The organism is Ponticoccus sp. (in: a-proteobacteria) (genome assembly GCF_048381735.1).
The window spans coordinates 13,763-30,481 of the sequence record NZ_JBLXGL010000003.1 but is presented as its reverse complement, the minus strand read 5'-3'; the positions used below and the strand labels follow the sequence as shown (position 1 = coordinate 30,481).

Below are 16,719 nucleotides of genomic sequence, written 5' to 3'. Positions count from 1 at the left end.
CAAAGGCCTTTCCGGCCTGTGGATAAACCTGAAAACAACTTATTCGTCAGGCGGATGGACGGATTGCCTTGCGGAGCACCTCAGCCGCGCCACAGATGGCTGTAGCTGGCAAAGAGCCCCTGCAGCTTCGACAGGCTTCGATTGGGGATCCCGGCTGAGGGCAAAGAGCCGTCCTGAAGGCGGTCGATGACCACCTCGATGGCGCAGGCTTGCCCGGTGACCGGATCGAAATAGCGCGGGTAGTCGATCAGCACGGCATGCGCCAGCGCGGCAAGATCCGGGCGCGGCCCACCCAGCCGTCGGGCCGGAACCGGGCCCAGGTCGCGGCTCAGGCCCCAGCCCGCGTAGAAGGGCGCGCCGAAGGTTGTCACCCGACAGCCGCGCAACAGTGCCTCGAACCCGGTCAGCGAGGTCATCGTCCAGACCTCCTGCACCTCGGGCAGAAGGGCGCCGATATTGACATTTTCCAACAGGACATCGGCCCATTCCCCGGGGTTTGGCACCGCGCCCTTGCGCAAACCCGCTTCGACGTCGGGGTGGGGTTTCCACAGGATGACCGCGTCGGGGTTGGCCTCACGGGTGCGGCGCAAAAGGTCGGCGTTGCGGTGCAGATCGGGGCTGCCGCGCAGGATCGAGGCGTCGTCCTCGACCTGCCCGGGCACAAGAATGCGGTGTCCGACGGGCAGGGTGGGGAGATCGCCGGAAAGGTTGTATTTGGACAAGGCAGAGGTCAGAAGGCGCTGTATAACCCTGTGGATACGTTCGATTTGGTCCGGTCGGATGGCGTTGCTGCGTCGCCGGATATGGCTTTCCAGGTCCGAGGGGCGGCTGGGATCGTAGTAAATGCCCCGCTCGTCCAGCACCAGTGAAAGCGGCGGCGTCAGCCGGGCGCCCAGGCCCCGGGACCGCAGGAAGCCGTCCTCGACCCGCAGGGTGTCGTCCGCCGCTTTCGAGGCCCAGGCCATGTGGCGGCGGCCGGTCGTGGCGGCAAGGGCGCGCGCCTTCTCCACATCATCTTCGAAGCGTATCCGGCTGGACTGGCCGAAGATCTTTTGCATATGCGGTCTTTTCCACAGGCGCATCCCGGAGGCGACCCAGCCGCGCCGGTCCTCGCGCCAGGCCCGGCTTTGTGCCTCCAGCGCGCCCAGCACGTCCTCCAGCGCGCAGAGGCGATCCCGATGCGGATCGAACCAGCGCGGATAGAGGATCATGGCGGCGGCAAAGAGCTGCGCCTTGGTCAGGCGCCGCCTGCGGCGGGGCAGGGTCTCTTCGTCGGCGGTCAGGTCCCAGCCCGCATAGAAGGGCGTGCCGAAGACGCGCGGCCTGTGCCCGGCAAGGATCGCCTCGAAGCCCATCTGCGAGGACACCGTGTAGACGCGCGTCGCACCGTCCAGCAGTAGCCAGGGCGACAGCGGCCCGTCGTAAAGCTGCACGCTGTCGCCGCAATCGTCGGGGCCGAAATGGCCGGGGCGAAAGCCCGCCCCGGTTTCCGGGTGGGTTTTCAGAAGGATGCGCGCGCCGGGGTTTTCCTCGCGCGCGACGAAGAGCATTTCCAGAAAGCGCGCGCGGTCGGCGCCGCTGGCGGTGACAGAGGCATCGCCGCGTGTCTGATCGACGACCAGCACGTAGCCGGGGGGCGGGGGCTCTGCATCCGTGACGGTGGCGCTGTACTTGCTCAGATGCGCCTCTTGCATGCGCGCCATGGCGCCGCGCGCTCGGTCCAGAAGCGCGGTGTCGTCAAGGGGATGGGTGTTCAGGAGGTCTTCGAGATCGGAGGGCGCGCGCCCGTCGAAATGCACACCCGTCCGGTCGATCAGCAGGCCCATCGGCGGTTCGCCGGCCCGCCCGGGGTGCAGCGAGCGCAGGAAGGCATCCTCGACCCGGACCAGCCCGGCCCCGGTGCGGGCGGCCATGGCCTCGCCGCGATGGGCATAGGGCGACTGGCCCCAGACGCCGACGAAATCCTCCGCCGAAGGCCGCCCAAGCGCCAGCCGCCAGCCGTCCAGGGCCAGGATGCGGCGCAGGCGCCGGTCCCGGAAACCCGCGTTGTAGACGAAAAGACGCCGGGAGATCTCTCTCCCGGCGCTGGCCTGTCCCTCGTTATCGTTGTTCAAGGCCGTCAGCTGCCCCCGGCGCCGCCGAATGTTTCGGCTGCCGAGGTGATGGTGGTCACGGCGCCCAGCGTGCCGGTCAGTGCGGCAATCGTCTTGTTCCACTGGGTAAAGGGCGCCTCTGTCACGTAAAGCGTGTCCTGATCGCGGATGACGAAGTCGCGCGCCATGAACATGCCGTTGGGCTGCGTCAGGTCCAGCACGTAGACCATGCGCTGCGCGCCGATCAGGTCGTCGCGGCCCAGCACCTGATTGGCGATCTCGGCGGGCTCGTTGCGGAAGACGAAGACGCCGGTCGGGTCGGCGGCGGTGGCGGTCAGGCCACCGACCTGCGCAATGGCCTCGATCGCGGAAATCGACTCGGACTCGAAGGGCACGCGGGCCTGGGCGCCGGTCGCCCCCAGCGCGGTGAAGGCGCGGGTGTCCTGTTCCACCAGGATGCGGTCGCCGCCGCGCAGCGCGATGTCGAACTGCGGGTTGTCGTAGAGGTCCTGGAACCAGATCTTGCTCTTGGCATTGCCGCGCAGCACGGTGATCTGCGCGATCTCGGGCTCGATGGTCACGCCACCGGCGCGGGCCAGCATGGCCGACAGCGTGCGCGTGGGCCGTTCGATGGCATAGATGCCCTGACCGCCGACGGCACCGACAAGGCTGACGGTCGATCCGTCGCCCGCCACCCGGCGCACCTGCACCTGCGGGTCGGGCGTCTGGTCCTGCAGTTTCTCGGTGATGATCTGGCGAACGCGCTCGGGCGTGTTGCCCGCGGCGCGGATACGGCCCGCGTAGGGCACGAAGATGAAGCCCGAGCCGTCGACCTGCACCTCTTCCAGCGCGGTGGCATTGCCGCCCGAGGGCACCAGCAGGCCGTCGTCGACGTTTTCCCAGATCGTCAGACCCAGCGTGTCGCCGGGGCGGATGGTGTCGGACCCGACGACGCCGGCGTTCAGAAAGTCCTCGGTAAAGCCAAGCGCGGGGGTCAGGGCGGTGACGCGGGTCACACGGTCGTTGATGGCGATGATGAAGGCGTCACCCTCGCGCTGGACGGAACCGGCGTAGATTTCGCGCTTGTTGGGGCCAACGCGGGGCAGGCCGCAAGATGCCAGAATCGACACCGCGGCCAGCAGGGCGACGGACCGCGCCCACCGGGAGGGGGAGTGTTTCACTGCTCGGTCTCCTCGACCTGTATTGTTCTGCCTCGATATTTTTCCCCGACCCTGACAGAGGGCGGGTTCAAAAGCCAGTCTTGCGGGGCTGCGGTCCTAGCGCACAACGCGCAACTGTTGCCGTGGCGCCGCGGTCCCGCGCGAAAGTGCATCGTAGGGATCGTCGGGCACAAGCATCATGTCGACCACCTGCCGCAACAGCTGGCGCCGCCCGCGGGCAGAGTAGAACCCGCCGGGAAGTTGAGAGGTTTCAAGCAGATAGCGGCGATAGTCCTTGTAGGCCTTATTGTCGGGACGCGTGGGCTGAGCGAAAAACTCGGGCAGCGGCTGGGTCGAGACGAACTCTGGCTTGGCATAGACTGCGTTGCCGAAGACTTTCAGCGGAATGCCGCGCCAAAGCACCTGCTGCGCGGCGGTGGAGTTCACCGTCACCGCGCTGCGGGCGTCGTTCAGCAGCTGCGCCAGCTTGCCGCCGCGCACGTAATGCACGCGGTCGGCCACGCCCAGCCTGCGCGCGGCGGCCCGGATCGCGCCGCGCACATTGGCGCGGTCGTCCTCCAGCGGGTGGGCCTTGAAGACAAGGTGGTGGTGGCCCGGCGCGCCCTCGGCAAAGCCCTCGATCACCATGGTCAGGAACTCGGGCATGGTGCCGAAGGGGGAATGTTTCTGGAACGAGGAGTCGTGTTCCAGCTGCATCAGCGCAAGGTGATAGGGGAAGCCGCCCAGCCGGATGCGCTGGGTCGCCAGCACCCGTCCCGCCCATGTCCAGGGCATCAGCAGCAGTCGTTTCAGGTACAGGGCGAATTCCTGCACCACGGTCAGCGAGCGGTGCGGCCGGAAGTTGCGGTAATCGCCGTTCCGGAACATCACGAACCAGTGGTAGAGCGCGCCGTAAAAGATGTGTTGCCGCATGTCGCCCCAGTGGCCCGGGGGCAGGGGGGCCTCCATGTCCGACAGTTCCAGCGCGCGGCGCATGTCGGCGACGCTCATGTCCATCAGGCGCGAATGGCCGTTCGAGCCGCCGCGCTCGTAGGTGACCCAGTAGGGCCGCATGTAACCCTCTTCGAAGACATGCACCGTCAGGCCCCGGGCGCGCGCCTCTTCCACCGCCTGCGCGTGGATCGGGCGGACATCGCCGTAAAGCACGATGTCGGTGACCTGCTTTTCGGCCAGGAGGTCGGTGAACCATGCGCGCCACTCGGCCTGCGTGCCGCGATAGGGCAGGTAGCTTTTCGGGTGGAACCAGAAGGCGCGGTCACCGGCGTTGAAACCGACGCGCCAGATCTGCGCGCCGGTGCGGCGCAGCATCGCGCCCAGCCGGTTGAAGAACGGCCCGTGCGGTCCCTGCAGGAACAGGAAAACGCGTTTCTCTCCGGTTGCGTAACTCATGGTGTCGAATTAATGCCTTGTGCTGCGCATCAATCCTAGCGGTCGATATCGGCGAAACTATGGCCGGACCGCCAATCGAGGGGCAAGGCCTATGTTCACCGGAATCGTAACCGACATGGGAGAGATCCGCACGCTGGACAAGCGCGGCGATCTCCGGGCAAGGATCGCGACGGGCTATGATACCGCGACGATCGACATGGGCGCCTCGATTGCCTGTGACGGCGTCTGCCTGACGGTCGTGGATCTGGGGCCGGACTGGTTCGACATGGATGTCAGCGCCGAAACCCTGTCCAAGACCAACCTCGAAAGCTGGGTTCCGGGGCGCCGGGTCAACCTTGAACGGGCGCTGAAGGTCGGCGACGAGCTGGGCGGGCACATCGTCTCGGGGCATGTGGACGGCGTCGCGGTGGTCACGGCCATGGCCGAGGAAGGCGACAGCACCCGCGTGACGCTGGAGGCCCCCAAGGAGCTGGCCCGCTTCATCGCGCCCAAGGGGTCGGTTGCCCTGAACGGCACATCGCTGACGGTGAACGAGGTCGACGGCTGTTCCTTCGGGATCAACTTCATCCCGCACACCAAGGCGGTGACGACATGGGGGCAGGTCGCGGTGGGCGACCGCGTGAACCTGGAAATCGACACGCTGGCGCGCTACGTCGCGCGGCTGGCAGAGATGTCCTGAGAGCGGGCGGCGGGGGCGGCGGTGGCAGCCCCTGTCCCATCCACTTCGGCGCGGCCTTGGCGGATCAGTCCGCCCGCGGCGCCCTTGCCCTGAGGGCCGCAAGGCCCAGGTGCAGCGCCAGACCGGCGGCGTAGCAGATGCCCAGAAACAGCAGCCCCGCACCCTGACCTCCGGCGGACAGGACCGCCAGCAGGATCGGCGTGCCGGCGAGGTTGCCCAGGTTGCCCATCTGCGCCACCGCCCCGTTCGACAGCGCGCGCTCTCGTGGGTCGTCCACCAGCTGCGGGATGGCGGCGAAGCTGCCCGCCTGTGCCAGCGAGAGCACGGCGAAGAGCGCGATCCACAACAGCGCTGATCCGGGCGCCATGGCCAGCAGGGCGACCACGCAGGCGGACAGGCCGAAACCGGCCATGACCACCTGCACCCCGGGCACATACCGCAGCAGCTGCGCGACCAGCGTCAGCGACAGAACGATCCCGGCCAGCGGAAGCACCGTCGCCAGCCATGGCGCGCCCGGCGCCAGCCGCGGCAGCAGCGTCAGCGCAGAGACGAAGGTCAGCGTGTAGCACAGCCACCCCAGCGCCGGGGCGGCCATGGTCGGCGAGCGGTAGACCTCTGCATGGCGGCGCAGGATCAGGCCGAGGCTGAAGGGCTCGGGCGGCGGCGCGATCATGCGGCGCGGGATCATCGCGGCCACCCCCGCCGCCACGGCCAGCATCCATGCGGCCTGCAAGAGGATCGGGGCGGCGGGGCCATGGGTCTGGGCCAGCGGCGTGCCGAACCATGCAAAAAGCGCGAAGCCTGTGCCGAAGAAGGTGGACCACAGCGCCATGGCCACCGGGCGCTGCCGGTCGTCGGTGATCTCGGCGATCAGCGTCGGCGCCGCGACGACGATGGCAAGGTGAGAGGCGCCCTCGATCAGGCGCGAGGCCATGAACAGCGGCATGGCGGGCAGCAGCGCCTGCACAAGGCTCATGCCCGCGCCCAGCAGAAGCCCCGCCAGCAGCATCCTGCGGAAACCCAGCCGCGCCACGATCATGCCCGCCACCAGCCCCAGCGCGACGCCAAGGAAGGAGATCAGCGAGACCGCAAGGCCCAGCCCCGCGCCAGTCTCGGGGTAGGCCTGTTCCAGCGCGGTGAACCCGGCGGCCAGCTTGGCGAATTGCGCCGCCGCGCCGAGGCCTGCGGCATAGAGAAGAGCCACAAGGCCCCAGGGTCCGGTTCTGACTGACATGCTGCCTCGCGCCGCGGTTGCGCGGACCATGTGCCGCCCGGGCGCCGGGTGCAAGGGTGCGATCCCTGTTCCGGCGCGGTCCTGTCCGTCCGTGTCAGGGCCGCCGCCCGCCGGCTACTCGGCGGGCTGGAAGCCCATGATCAGCTGCCGCAGCCCGATGGCCGCGCCCGCGAAGATCGCCAGGAAGGTGACCGGGGCGGACAGCGCCAGCACCGAGAAGGCCGACAGGCCCTGACCGATGGAACATCCCAGCGCCGTCACCGCGCCCGCGCCCATCAGCGCCGCGCCGAAGATCTGGCGGCGCAGCTCGCGCGGGTCCTCGCAGGCCTCCCAGCGGAAGTGCCCCTTGATCAGCGACCCAAGGCAGGCCCCGGTCCAGACCCCGGCAATCGAGCCGACGGCAAAGCTGAGCGGTCGCGCCGAGCCGGTCATGAACCACAGGATCGTCTCGCCCATCGGTGCCGAGAAGCTGTGCGAGACAACGGGCAGGGCCTCGAAAGAGCTTGCGGCGACCCAGGAGGTTCCGGCCCAGCCCGCCACGATGCCAAGCCCCACGACCGCGCCCCAGAGGATCGCCGAGGGCTTCTGCCACAGCGGGCGCGAGGCCAGCGAAAACAGCAGCAGCAGGCCGCCCAGCGTCATGCCGATCGGCACCGTGGGCAGCCCGGTCAGCAGGCCAAGCCGATGCGCGATGCCCGGCGGCGGATCAGAGGTGACATCGGCCTGTTCGAACAGCATGTCGCGCAGCGGTGCCAGCGGCCCGGCCAGCACCACGAAGGCCGAGACCCCCATGACCAGCACGATGACAAAGCTGCGCAGGTCGCCGCCGCCCAGCCGGGCCAGCGCGCCGTAGCCGCAATTGCCCGCCAGCGCCATGCCGTAGCCGAACATCAACCCGCCCGCGACCGAAGCAAGGGGCATCCAGCGGATCGACAGGTAATAGGTCTTCGCCCCGTCCAGCAGCCCCGCGCCCATCAGGCCGAAGCTGCCGATGATCGCCAGCCCGACGGCCACGCCCCACATGCGCAGCCGCACCGTCGAGCCGCCGTAGAGCGCGTCCTCGATGGCGCCCAGCGTGCAGAAGCGGCCCAGCCGCGCGGCCAGCCCCAGCAGAATGCCGCTGGCCAGACCGATGGCTGCCATGTCGTGAAAATCGGTCCATGGACCCAGCACGCCGTGCCCTCCTCCTGACAGACGCCGCAACCGGATTATGTCGACGCATTCCGCTTTCAGCAAGCGTCGCGATCAATCGTCCTTGCAGAACAACTCGTAGACGCATTCCAGCATCTTGCGCGGCTTGTCGTCGGCGAGGCGGTAGTAGATCGCCTTGCCCTCGCGCCGGGGCACGACCAGCCCTTCCAGCCGCAGGCGCGACAGCTGCTGGCTGACGGCGGCCTGCCGGGCGGACAGCAGCTCTTCGAGTTCCGTCACCGATTTTTCGCCCGAGACGAGGTGGCACAGGATCATCAGCCGGCCTTCGTGGCTGATGGCCTTCAGGAAGGCCGAGGCGCGGGTCGCCTTGTCTACGATCACGTCGAGTTCCGCATCGCTCAGGTCCTTGTCGAGAACCGGAAGCGAGGTCTTCGCAGCGGCCTCGTCAATGCGTTGCTGGGTCATAATCGGTCTTGTCCTGAAGCAGTTTCGAGTAGACGGGCCAGAAGAAATCCTGACCGACATAGCCTTCCATCCGCGCGATCTCTGTGCCGTCGTCGTCGACGAGGATGAAGGTGGGCGTGAACAGCACCGGGCGGGCATAGGTCACGCCCTCGGGCGGGCCCCTGTGCAGGTCGGCCCGGACCAGCGGCGCAAAGCGGCCCTCGGCGGTCTTGGGGTAGGCGGGGGCGATCTCGTCGTCCCAGGCGGCGCAATAGGCGCATCCGGCTTGCTCGACCATCACCAGGCGCAGGTCACCAGCCAAGGCGGGCAGGGCCAGCCAGGCAGCCGCGAGGGCACCGCAGACGGACGGGATCAACTTCATCGCAACACCGATTGACGTTCTGTCCTCGAACTACTTAATCTGAATATGTGAATTCTACAAGGAAAGGCGCCCCCCTTGCTCGATATTTCCTTCGCAGGTGCGGCCATTGCCGGACTTCTCAGCTTTTTTACGCCCTGCATCCTGCCGATGGTGCCCTTTTACCTGTGCTACATGGCCGGGATCTCGATGTCGGAACTGCGCGCGGACGAGGGCATCGCGCCGGGCGCGCAGCGGCGGCTGATTCTCTCGGCGCTGTTCTTTGCCGCGGGGGTGACGACGATCTTCGTGCTGCTGGGCATGGGCGCGACGGCGGTCGGGCAGGCCTTCGCCACCTGGATGGACGAGCTGCAATGGGTCGCGGCGGCGATCCTGACGGTCTTCGGCCTGCATTTCCTTGGCGTCATCCGCATCGGGTTCCTCTACCGGGAGGCCAAGCTGGAGAGCAAGGCAGAGCCGACGACCGCCCTGGGCGCCTATCTGATGGGCCTTGCCTTCGGCTTTGGCTGGACGCCCTGCGTCGGCCCGGCGCTGGCCTCTATCCTGATGATCGCCAGCGGCATGGGCGACATCTGGCGCGGCGGGCTTCTGTTGTTGGTCTACGGCATCGGCATGACCGCGCCCTTCGTTGTCGCGGCGCTGTTCTCCGGCCCCTTCCTGCGCTGGACGGCGCGCCACCGCGACAAGCTGCAATATGTCGAGAAGGTGATGGGCGCCATGCTCATCGTGTTTGCCATCCTGATCGTGACGGATACGGTGAACGTGATCGGGCAATGGATGCTTGAGACCTTCCCGGCTTGGTCATCCCTGAGTTAAGAGGAGGAAAGGCATGAGACACTGGATCGGCGCGGCGCTGGCCGCCGTGATCGCCCTGCCGCTGGCGGCGGCAGAGATGGGCGACGACGGGCTGTTCAAAAGCCCGTGGATGCGCGACACCTTCAAGGACCTGCGCGAGGATCTCGACGAGGCGAATGCCGAGGGCAAGCGGCTTGTCCTGCTGTTCGAACAGCGCGGCTGCATCTACTGTCGGCAGATGCACGAGGAGGTCTTCACCGACCCGATGGTCTCTGACTACATCGACGAAAACTACTTCGTCGTGCAGCTGAACCTGCATGGGGATATCGAGGTGACCGACTTCGACGGGGAATCGCTGTCCGAGAAGGACATGGCGCGCAAGTGGAACATCCTTTTCACGCCGACGATGATGTTCCTGCCCGAAGAGGTGGATGCCGAGGCGACGGCGCCGCAGGCGGCCGTGGCGGTGATGCCGGGCGCCTTCGGCAAGGGCACGACCATCGACATGCTCACCTGGGTCCAGGAAAAGCGCTATGAGCTTGACGGGGACGAGGATTTCCAGCGCTATCATGCGCGACGGATCCAGGAGCGGGACAACGGGAAGACCGATTGAGACCGATCCGAAGGTCTCAATAATTCACATCCGTGAATTTGTTGTTGCGTGACCGGGGGGCGGTGTTCTACGGTATGCAGCAGCCGATGCGAGCCAAGGCCCCCGTCGAGGGTCCGCAAGCCTAGGGAGGGAACATGAAGCTTACAGCACTGACAGCGGCGCTGGCACTGACCGCCGGAGCGGTCTGGGCGCAGGACGTCGCGCCGACCGACGTATCCTACAGCGAATACGGAGAGGTGGCGACGCCCCTGACCGCGGAAGCGGGCGATGCGGAACGCGGGATGCAGGTCTTCTCGCAGCGGTCGCAGGGCAACTGCGTGGCCTGCCACGTGGTCGAGCAGTACCCGGACATCGCCTTTCAGGGCGAGGTCGGCCCGCCGCTTTCGGGCGTCGGCGGTTACCGCTCTGCCGAGGAACTGCGCGGCATCGTGGCCAATGCCAAGATGACCTTCCCCGACACGGTCATGCCGGCCTTCTACAAGACCACGGGCTTCATCCGCCCGGGCGATGCCTACACCGGCAAGGCCGCATCCGGTGACCTTCCGCCGATCCTGTCGGCACAACAGATCGAAGACGTTGTCGCTTTCCTGCTGACGCTGCAGGAAGGCTGACACCCACCGCATAGGAGAACCCAAATGGACTTCACGAGACGTGAGACCCTGGCCATGGGGAGCGCCGCCGTCGTCACGGCGCTGCTGCCCCTGCGGGCCTTCGCACAGGCCGACCCGGACGCCGAGGCGGTGGGAACGCCGGACGAGTTTCTCGCCGGTGCCAGCGCGGGCGAGGGCGACCTGACCCTGACCGCGCCCGAGATCGCCGAGAACGGCAATACCGTGCCGATCGCCTTCGACGCGCCCGGCGCGGTCGAGGTGCGGATCTTCGCGCTTGGCAACCCGACGCCCGGCGTCGGCACCTTCCGCTTCGGCCCGCTGGCCGGGTCGCGCGCGGCGTCGACCCGCATCCGTCTGGCCGGAACACAGGACGTGCAGGCCATCGCCAAGATGGAAGACGGCAGCTACGTCACGGCCACGAAAACGGTCAAGGTCACCATCGGCGGCTGCGGCGGCTGAGTAGAGGAGTACGACAATATGGCATCCGGAGTTAAACCCCGCGTCAAGGTTCCCTCGTCGGCCTCTGCCGGTGATGTGATCACGATCAAGACGCTGATCTCTCACCCGATGGAATCGGGCCAGCGCAAGGACGGCGACGGAAACCTGATCCCGCGCTCGATCATCAACCGCTTCACCTGTGACTTCAACGGGCAGAACGTGGTCGACGTGGTCATGGCGCCGTCGATCTCGACCAACCCCTACTTCGAGTTCGAAGCCACGGTTCCCGAGGCCGGCGAGTTCAAGTTCACCTGGTACGACGACGATGGCGACGTCTACGAGGAAGTGAAGCCGATCTCCGTCTAGGAACAGCCGTCTGCCCCGCCATCCGCGCGGGGCAGATCAGCCATAAGGGAGGGATAACCTATGAAAATCAAGGCATTGACGGCAGTGGCCGCCTTGCTTGCCGCGCCCGTGGCCCTGGCCGGTGGCGCCGACGACGACGTGCTGACGATCGACGGGCAGGAGATGGTCTCGAAGACCGCCGCGGCCGAACACATGGCCGAGACCGGGATCGACGAGGTCGTGTCCGGCTGGCACTTCCGCACCGACGAGACCCAGGCGCTGGAAATGGACACCTTCGACAACCCGGCGATGATCTTCGTCGACCAGGCCATCGACATGTGGGGCACGGTCGAGGGCGAGGCCGGTGAAAGCTGCGCCTCGTGCCACGGCGATGTCGACACCTTCAAGGGCCTGTCGACGCAGATGCCGAAGGTCGACGCAGACGGCAATCTCGTGGTCATGGAAGATCTCGTGAACACCTGCCGCACCGACCGTATGCAGGCCGAAGCCTGGAAATGGTCCGGCGGCGAGATGCAGGCCATGGTGTCGCTGATCGGCCACCAGTCGCTTGGCATGCCGATGAACGTGGCCATCGACGGCCCCGCAGCCCCCTTCTGGGAGCAGGGCAAAGAGATGTATTACACGCGGTACGGCCAGCTGGAACTGTCCTGCGCCAATTGCCACGAAGAGAACTACGGCAACTACATCCGCGCCGATCACCTGTCGCAGGGCCAGACCAACGGTTTCCCGACCTACCGTCTGAAGCAGGCCAAGCTGATCTCGAAGCACAACCGCTTCCGGGGCTGCATCCGCGACACCCGGGCGGAAACCTTCGCCGAAGGATCCGACGAGTTCCGCGCGCTGGAACTGTATGTCGCCTCGCGCGGCAATGGCCTCAGCGTCGAGACCCCGGCGGTCCGCCAGTAATCCCAATGCCCCGCGCCGGTTCGCTGGCGCGGGGTTTCCCGACAGAAACCCATGCACACATGCGCATGTGTGTCCTGAGATAGAAAGCCTCCCTCCCATGATCTCGAGACGCGATTTCCTGCAGGTGTCCATGGCGGCCTCGGCGCTGTACGGCGCTTCCGGTTTTGGCCGCTGGTCCCGTCTGGCCGCCCAGCAGGCGCTGACGCAGGACCAGCTTCTGCAATTCGACACCTACGGCAATGTCAGCCTGATCCACGTCACCGACATCCACGCCCAGCTTGTGCCGATCCGCTTCCGCGAGCCGTCGGTCAATATCGGCGTCGGCCCGAACCGGGGTGAGGTGCCGCATGTCACCGGCGCCGACTTCCGCCGCCTCTACGGCATCGAGGACGGCTCGCCCTCGCACTACGCCCTGTCCTCGGGCGATTTCGCGGCGCTGGCGCAGGCCTATGGCCGCGTCGGCGGGCTGGACCGCGTGTCCACGGTGGTCAACGCCATCCGCGCCGACCGCCCCGACGCGCTGCTGCTGGACGGCGGCGACACATGGCATGGCTCTTACACCTGCTACCACAGCGAGGGGCAGGACATGGTGAATGCCATGAACGGGCTGAAGCCCGACGCCATGACCTTCCACTGGGAATTCACGCTGGGCTCTGACCGCGTTCAGGAACTGGTGCAGGGCCTGCCCTTCGCCGCCCTTGGCCAGAACATCTTCGATGCCGAGTGGGACGAGCCCGCCGAGCTGTTCAAGCCCTACAAGTTCTTCGAGCGCGGCGGCGTGAAGATCGCCGTGATCGGGCAGGCCTTTCCCTACATGCCCATCGCCAACCCGCGCTGGATGTTCCCGGAATACAGCTTTGGCATCCGCGACGAGAACATGCAGGCCATGGTCGACGAGGTCCGCGCGGCGGGCGCCGAACTGGTCGTCTGCCTGTCGCACAACGGCTTCGACGTGGACAAGAAGATGGCCTCGGTCGTGACCGGCATCGACGTGATCCTCTCGGGCCACACCCATGACGCGCTGCCGGAACCGGTGCAGGTGGGGCAGACCTTCATCGTGGCCTCCGGCTCGAACGGCAAGTTCGTCAGCCGCGTTGATCTGGACGTGCGCGACGGGGCGATGATGGGCATCCGCCACAAGCTGATCCCGATCTTCTCGGATGTCATCGCCCCCGATCCGGTGATGACCAAGCTGATCGAGGAACAGCGCGCCCCCCATATGGACGCGCTGACCGAGGTCATCGGCACCACCGAAGAGCTGCTGTATCGCCGTGGCAACTTCAACGGCACATGGGACGACCTGATCTGCAACGCGCTGATCTCGGAACGCGAGGCCGACATCGCGCTCAGCCCCGGCGTGCGCTGGGGGCCAAGCCTGATCCCGGGCGATCCGATCACCCGCGAGGACATCTGGGGCGTCACCTCGATGTCCTACGGCGAGGCCTATCGCAGCGAGATGACCGGCGAGTTCCTCAAGGTCGTTCTGGAAGACGTGGCCGACAACATCTTCAACCCCGATCCCTATTACCAGCAGGGCGGCGACATGGTGCGCGTCGGTGGCATGGGCTACCGCATCGACGTGACCAAGCCGCAGGGCGAGCGCATCAGCGACATGACGCTGCTGAAGACCGGCGAGGCCATCGACCCGGCGAAATCCTATGTCGTCGCGGGCTGGGCCTCGGTCAACGAGGGCACCGAGGGCCCGATGATCTGGGACGTGGTCGAGGATCACATCCGCAAGCAGGGCACCGTGACCCTGGACCCGAACAACTCCGTCGAGGTGGTGGGCGCGTAAGCGCCCCCGCCGCACATTTTTTTTCACCATCCCATTCACATAGATGAATGGCATGATGCGAAAGGACGCCAGATGAACAAGGACAAGACAGGCCCCTCGCGCCGCCAGTTCCTGACCAGCGCCGCCGCGATGGGGGCGGGGGCCGTGGCCGCCACGGGCGCCCGCGCCGCCGGGCCGGACCCGCTGATCACCGAGGTCCAGCCCTGGGCCCAGGGCTTTGGCGACGGGGTGGACGCCACGCGCTACGGGCTGCCGATCCGCTTCGAGGAGGACGTGGTCCGCCGCAACGTGGAATGGCTGACCGCCGACACGATTTCCTCGATCAACTTCACGCCGATCCACGCGCTGGACGGCACCATCACCCCGCAGGGCTGCGCCTTCGAACGGCACCACTCGGGTGCCATCGAACTGGCCAAGCAGGACTATCGCCTGATGATCAACGGGCTGGTCGATCAGCCGCTGGTCTTCACCTACGCCGACCTCGAACGCTTCCCGCGCGAGCAGCACGTCTACTTCCTCGAATGCGCGGCGAACACCGGCATGGAGTGGGCGGGCGCGCAGCTGAACGGCGCGCAATTCACCCACGGCATGATCCACAACATGGAATACACCGGCGTGCCGCTGCGCACCCTGCTGGCCGAGGCCGGTCTGGATGCCGCCGGGGACTTCAAGGACAAATGGGTCTACGTCGAGGGCGCGGATGCCTCTTCGAACGGGCGCTCGATCCCGATGGAAAAGGCCATGGACGACGTGCTGGTGGCATTCAAGGCCAACGGCGAGGCCCTGCGGAAAGAGCACGGCTATCCCGTGCGCCTCGTCGTGCCGGGCTGGGAAGGCAACATGTGGGTCAAGTGGCTGCGCCGGGTCGAGGTCATGGACGGCCCCGTCGAAAGCCGCGAGGAAACCTCGAAATACACCGATGTTCTGGCCGACGGCACCGCGCGCAAGTGGACATGGGTGATGGATGCCAAATCCGTGATCACCTCGCCCAGCCCGCAGGCGCCGATCACCCATGGCCACGGCCCGCTGGTTATCACCGGCATGGCCTGGTCCGGGCATGGCAAGATCACCCGTGTCGATGTCTCGAAGGACGGTGGCAAGACCTGGGAAACCGCGCGCCTTGCGGCCCCCGGCGAGGACAAGGCACTGACGCGCTTCTACCTTGATACCACGTGGAACGGCGAAGAGATGCTGCTGCAATCCCGCGCCATGGACGAAACCGGCTACGTGCAGCCCACCAAGGCGCAGCTGCGCGAGGTGCGCGGGCTGAACTCGATCTATCACAACAATTGCATCCAGACCTGGCACGTCAAAGCCAGCGGGGAGGCCGAAAATGTCGAAGTCTCTTAATCTCATGCTGGGCGTGGGGGCGGGCGTTGGCCTGACCCTTCTGGGCGCCTACAACTTTGCCGACCGCACGGTGGCCGGGATGCCATCGACCCCGCGCAGCATGACCGCGCTGCCGGCCCCGATCCCCGAACCCTCGGCCCCGGTGCAGAAGGCCGAGGCCCCGGCAGAGGCGCCGGTTGTCCAGGCCGCCGCAGAGGCGCCCGCCGCAGCCCCCGAGGGCGGGCTTGTCGCCGCCGCGCAGGCGGACGAGGCCGCGGGCACCCGCTTTGGCATCGGCCGCGCGGCCCTGCCCGAAGAGATCGCGGCCTGGGATCTGGACGTCAGCCCCGACGGCACCGGCCTGCCCGAGGGATCGGGCGACGCGCTGACCGGCGAGCCGCTGTTCGAAGAGGCCTGCGCGGTCTGCCACGGCTCTTTTGCCGAGGGGGTCGACAACTGGCCCAAGCTGGCGGGCGGTGACGGCACGCTGGCCGACGAGGATCCGCTGAAGACCGTGGGTTCCTTCTGGCCCTATACCTCGACGGTCTGGGACTACGTTCACCGCTCGATGCCCTTCGGCAATGCGCAGAGCCTGTCGGTCGACGACACCTATGCCATCGTGGCCTACATCCTCTATTCCAACGACCTGATCGAGGACGATTTCGTTCTGGATCAGGACACGCTGCCCGCCTTCGAACTGCCGAACGCCCAGGGCTTCGTCGTCGATGACCGGGCCGAGACGGAATACGGGCAGTGGCGGGCGGAACCCTGCATGACCGACTGCAAGGACAGCGTCGAGATCACCATGCGCGCCACCGTGCTGGACGTGACCCCGGAAGAGTCCGAAGAGGCGCCCGCCAGCACGACCCAGTCGCCCGATGCGGCCCCCGCCGCCCCGGAGGAAGAGCAGGCCGCCGCGGAGCCTGCAGCCGATGCGGCAGAGCCCGCACAGGAGGCTGACCCGGCACCCGCGCAGGCCGCCGCGCTGGACATGGATCTGGTCGAGACCGGCGAGCGGGTCTTCCGCAAGTGTCAGGCCTGCCACAAGACGGACGGCGGCAAGGCCGCGGGCCCGCATCTGGACGGCGTCTTCGGGCGCGAGATCGGCGCGGTCGAGGGCTTCAAGTACTCGGGCACCATGGCCGAGATGGGCGGCGTCTGGGACGCCGAGGCACTGCAGGCCTTCCTTGCCAAACCGCGCGACTACGTGAAGGGTACGAAGATGGCCTTCGCCGGGCTGCGCAAGCAAGAGGAGCTGGACGCCGTGACCGAATACCTCAAGTCGATCTCGCAGTAGGATGCCGTAGGTGCTGCT

At 66.9% G+C, this 16,719-nt stretch carries 17 protein-coding genes; 10 read left to right on the top strand and 7 right to left on the bottom strand.

Going from position 1 to position 16,719, the window contains the following annotated elements; translation table 11 throughout:
• Positions 1 to 80: 80 nt before the first annotated feature.
• From ACN5KJ_RS07215 to ACN5KJ_RS07205, 3 genes are all read right to left on the bottom strand, one after another.
• Positions 81 to 2,114, bottom strand: a complete 2,034-nt coding sequence (locus ACN5KJ_RS07215) for a capsular polysaccharide biosynthesis protein (RefSeq protein WP_418592967.1) — start codon at positions 2,112 to 2,114, stop codon at positions 81 to 83.
• Between the two features lie 5 nt (positions 2,115 to 2,119).
• Entirely contained in the window at positions 2,120 to 3,274 is a 1,155-nt protein-coding gene (locus ACN5KJ_RS07210; protein ID WP_418592965.1) for a polysaccharide biosynthesis/export family protein, read from the bottom strand.
• Between the two features lie 96 nt (positions 3,275 to 3,370).
• On the bottom strand, positions 3,371 to 4,663 hold the full coding sequence (locus tag ACN5KJ_RS07205; protein ID WP_418592964.1) for a capsule biosynthesis protein: 1,293 nt from the start codon (positions 4,661 to 4,663) through the stop codon (positions 3,371 to 3,373).
• Positions 4,664 to 4,754: 91 nt separating this feature from the next.
• On the opposite strand from ACN5KJ_RS07205, the gene ACN5KJ_RS07200 reads away from it, so the two are divergent.
• The gene (locus tag ACN5KJ_RS07200) at positions 4,755 to 5,342 is read left to right on the top strand and encodes a riboflavin synthase (protein ID WP_418592962.1); all 588 of its coding nucleotides are present in this window, start codon (positions 4,755 to 4,757) and stop codon (positions 5,340 to 5,342) included.
• Between the two features lie 64 nt (positions 5,343 to 5,406).
• On the opposite strand, the gene ACN5KJ_RS07195 is transcribed toward ACN5KJ_RS07200, so the two are convergent.
• From ACN5KJ_RS07195 to ACN5KJ_RS07180, 4 genes are all read right to left on the bottom strand, one after another.
• Positions 5,407 to 6,576 (bottom strand): MFS transporter, encoded by a 1,170-nt coding sequence (locus ACN5KJ_RS07195; RefSeq protein ID WP_418592960.1) that lies wholly within the window; start codon positions 6,574 to 6,576, stop codon positions 5,407 to 5,409.
• A 114-nt stretch (positions 6,577 to 6,690) separates the two neighbouring features.
• Entirely contained in the window at positions 6,691 to 7,719 is a 1,029-nt protein-coding gene (locus ACN5KJ_RS07190) for a YeeE/YedE family protein (protein ID WP_418593559.1), read from the bottom strand.
• Between the two features lie 102 nt (positions 7,720 to 7,821).
• Positions 7,822 to 8,193 (bottom strand): ArsR/SmtB family transcription factor, encoded by a 372-nt coding sequence (locus ACN5KJ_RS07185; RefSeq protein ID WP_023851821.1) that lies wholly within the window; start codon positions 8,191 to 8,193, stop codon positions 7,822 to 7,824.
• Positions 8,174 to 8,554 carry a thioredoxin family protein gene (locus ACN5KJ_RS07180; protein WP_347165542.1) on the bottom strand — a complete coding sequence of 127 codons (381 nt, stop codon included), beginning with the start codon at positions 8,552 to 8,554 and terminating at the stop codon, positions 8,174 to 8,176. The genes ACN5KJ_RS07185 and ACN5KJ_RS07180 overlap by 20 nt, the downstream gene beginning before the upstream one ends.
• Before the next feature lie 75 nt (positions 8,555 to 8,629).
• Here ACN5KJ_RS07180 and ACN5KJ_RS07175 point away from each other — a divergent pair, with 75 nt between their 5' ends.
• The 9 genes from ACN5KJ_RS07175 (at position 8,630) to ACN5KJ_RS07135 (ending at position 16,701) form a co-directional block, all read left to right on the top strand.
• Positions 8,630 to 9,367 (top strand): cytochrome c biogenesis CcdA family protein, encoded by a 738-nt coding sequence (locus ACN5KJ_RS07175; RefSeq protein WP_206564623.1) that lies wholly within the window; start codon positions 8,630 to 8,632, stop codon positions 9,365 to 9,367.
• Positions 9,368 to 9,380: 13 nt separating this feature from the next.
• Positions 9,381 to 9,959 carry a thioredoxin family protein gene (locus ACN5KJ_RS07170; protein ID WP_347165541.1) on the top strand — a complete coding sequence of 193 codons (579 nt, stop codon included), beginning with the start codon at positions 9,381 to 9,383 and terminating at the stop codon, positions 9,957 to 9,959.
• A gap of 134 nt (positions 9,960 to 10,093) precedes the next feature.
• Positions 10,094 to 10,570: a sulfur oxidation c-type cytochrome SoxX gene (gene soxX, locus ACN5KJ_RS07165; RefSeq protein ID WP_206564621.1), complete on the top strand. Its 477-nt coding sequence runs from the start codon at positions 10,094 to 10,096 to the stop codon at positions 10,568 to 10,570.
• 24 nt (positions 10,571 to 10,594) lie between these two features.
• A complete protein-coding gene (soxY, locus tag ACN5KJ_RS07160) occupies positions 10,595 to 11,029 on the top strand; it encodes a thiosulfate oxidation carrier protein SoxY (RefSeq protein WP_418592956.1) in 435 nt (144 codons plus the stop codon).
• An 18-nt stretch (positions 11,030 to 11,047) separates the two neighbouring features.
• Positions 11,048 to 11,374: a thiosulfate oxidation carrier complex protein SoxZ gene (gene soxZ, locus ACN5KJ_RS07155; protein ID WP_206564619.1), complete on the top strand. Its 327-nt coding sequence runs from the start codon at positions 11,048 to 11,050 to the stop codon at positions 11,372 to 11,374.
• A 60-nt stretch (positions 11,375 to 11,434) separates the two neighbouring features.
• Positions 11,435 to 12,280 carry a sulfur oxidation c-type cytochrome SoxA gene (gene soxA / locus ACN5KJ_RS07150; protein WP_418592955.1) on the top strand — a complete coding sequence of 282 codons (846 nt, stop codon included), beginning with the start codon at positions 11,435 to 11,437 and terminating at the stop codon, positions 12,278 to 12,280.
• Positions 12,281 to 12,377: 97 nt separating this feature from the next.
• Complete coding sequence (soxB, locus tag ACN5KJ_RS07145; RefSeq protein WP_206564617.1) at positions 12,378 to 14,075, top strand: thiosulfohydrolase SoxB; 1,698 nt, start codon at positions 12,378 to 12,380, stop codon at positions 14,073 to 14,075.
• A 72-nt stretch (positions 14,076 to 14,147) separates the two neighbouring features.
• Positions 14,148 to 15,425, top strand: a complete 1,278-nt coding sequence (soxC, locus tag ACN5KJ_RS07140; RefSeq protein ID WP_418592953.1) for a sulfite dehydrogenase — start codon at positions 14,148 to 14,150, stop codon at positions 15,423 to 15,425.
• On the top strand, positions 15,409 to 16,701 hold the full coding sequence (locus ACN5KJ_RS07135; RefSeq protein WP_418592952.1) for a c-type cytochrome: 1,293 nt from the start codon (positions 15,409 to 15,411) through the stop codon (positions 16,699 to 16,701). Before soxC ends, ACN5KJ_RS07135 begins: the two co-directional genes overlap by 17 nt.
• The last annotated feature ends 18 nt before the right edge of the window (positions 16,702 to 16,719 follow it).

Bases quoted from the DNA above. Each gene is read 5' to 3' on its own strand.
- ACN5KJ_RS07205 (WP_418592964.1), bottom strand. From the start codon at position 4,663: ATGAGTTACGCAACCGGAGAGAAACGCGTTTTCCTGTTCCTGCAGGGA.
- ACN5KJ_RS07200 (WP_418592962.1), top strand. From the start codon at position 4,755: ATGTTCACCGGAATCGTAACCGACATGGGAGAGATCCGCACGCTGGAC.
- ACN5KJ_RS07195 (WP_418592960.1), bottom strand. From the start codon at position 6,576: ATGTCAGTCAGAACCGGACCCTGGGGCCTTGTGGCTCTTCTCTATGCC.
- ACN5KJ_RS07190 (WP_418593559.1), bottom strand. From the start codon at position 7,719: ATGGCAGCCATCGGTCTGGCCAGCGGCATTCTGCTGGGGCTGGCCGCG.
- ACN5KJ_RS07185 (WP_023851821.1), bottom strand. From the start codon at position 8,193: ATGACCCAGCAACGCATTGACGAGGCCGCTGCGAAGACCTCGCTTCCG.
- ACN5KJ_RS07180 (WP_347165542.1), bottom strand. From the start codon at position 8,554: ATGAAGTTGATCCCGTCCGTCTGCGGTGCCCTCGCGGCTGCCTGGCTG.
- ACN5KJ_RS07170 (WP_347165541.1), top strand. From the start codon at position 9,381: ATGAGACACTGGATCGGCGCGGCGCTGGCCGCCGTGATCGCCCTGCCG.
- soxX (WP_206564621.1), top strand. From the start codon at position 10,094: ATGAAGCTTACAGCACTGACAGCGGCGCTGGCACTGACCGCCGGAGCG.
- soxY (WP_418592956.1), top strand. From the start codon at position 10,595: ATGGACTTCACGAGACGTGAGACCCTGGCCATGGGGAGCGCCGCCGTC.
- soxZ (WP_206564619.1), top strand. From the start codon at position 11,048: ATGGCATCCGGAGTTAAACCCCGCGTCAAGGTTCCCTCGTCGGCCTCT.
- soxA (WP_418592955.1), top strand. From the start codon at position 11,435: ATGAAAATCAAGGCATTGACGGCAGTGGCCGCCTTGCTTGCCGCGCCC.
- soxB (WP_206564617.1), top strand. From the start codon at position 12,378: ATGATCTCGAGACGCGATTTCCTGCAGGTGTCCATGGCGGCCTCGGCG.
- soxC (WP_418592953.1), top strand. From the start codon at position 14,148: ATGAACAAGGACAAGACAGGCCCCTCGCGCCGCCAGTTCCTGACCAGC.
- ACN5KJ_RS07135 (WP_418592952.1), top strand. From the start codon at position 15,409: ATGTCGAAGTCTCTTAATCTCATGCTGGGCGTGGGGGCGGGCGTTGGC.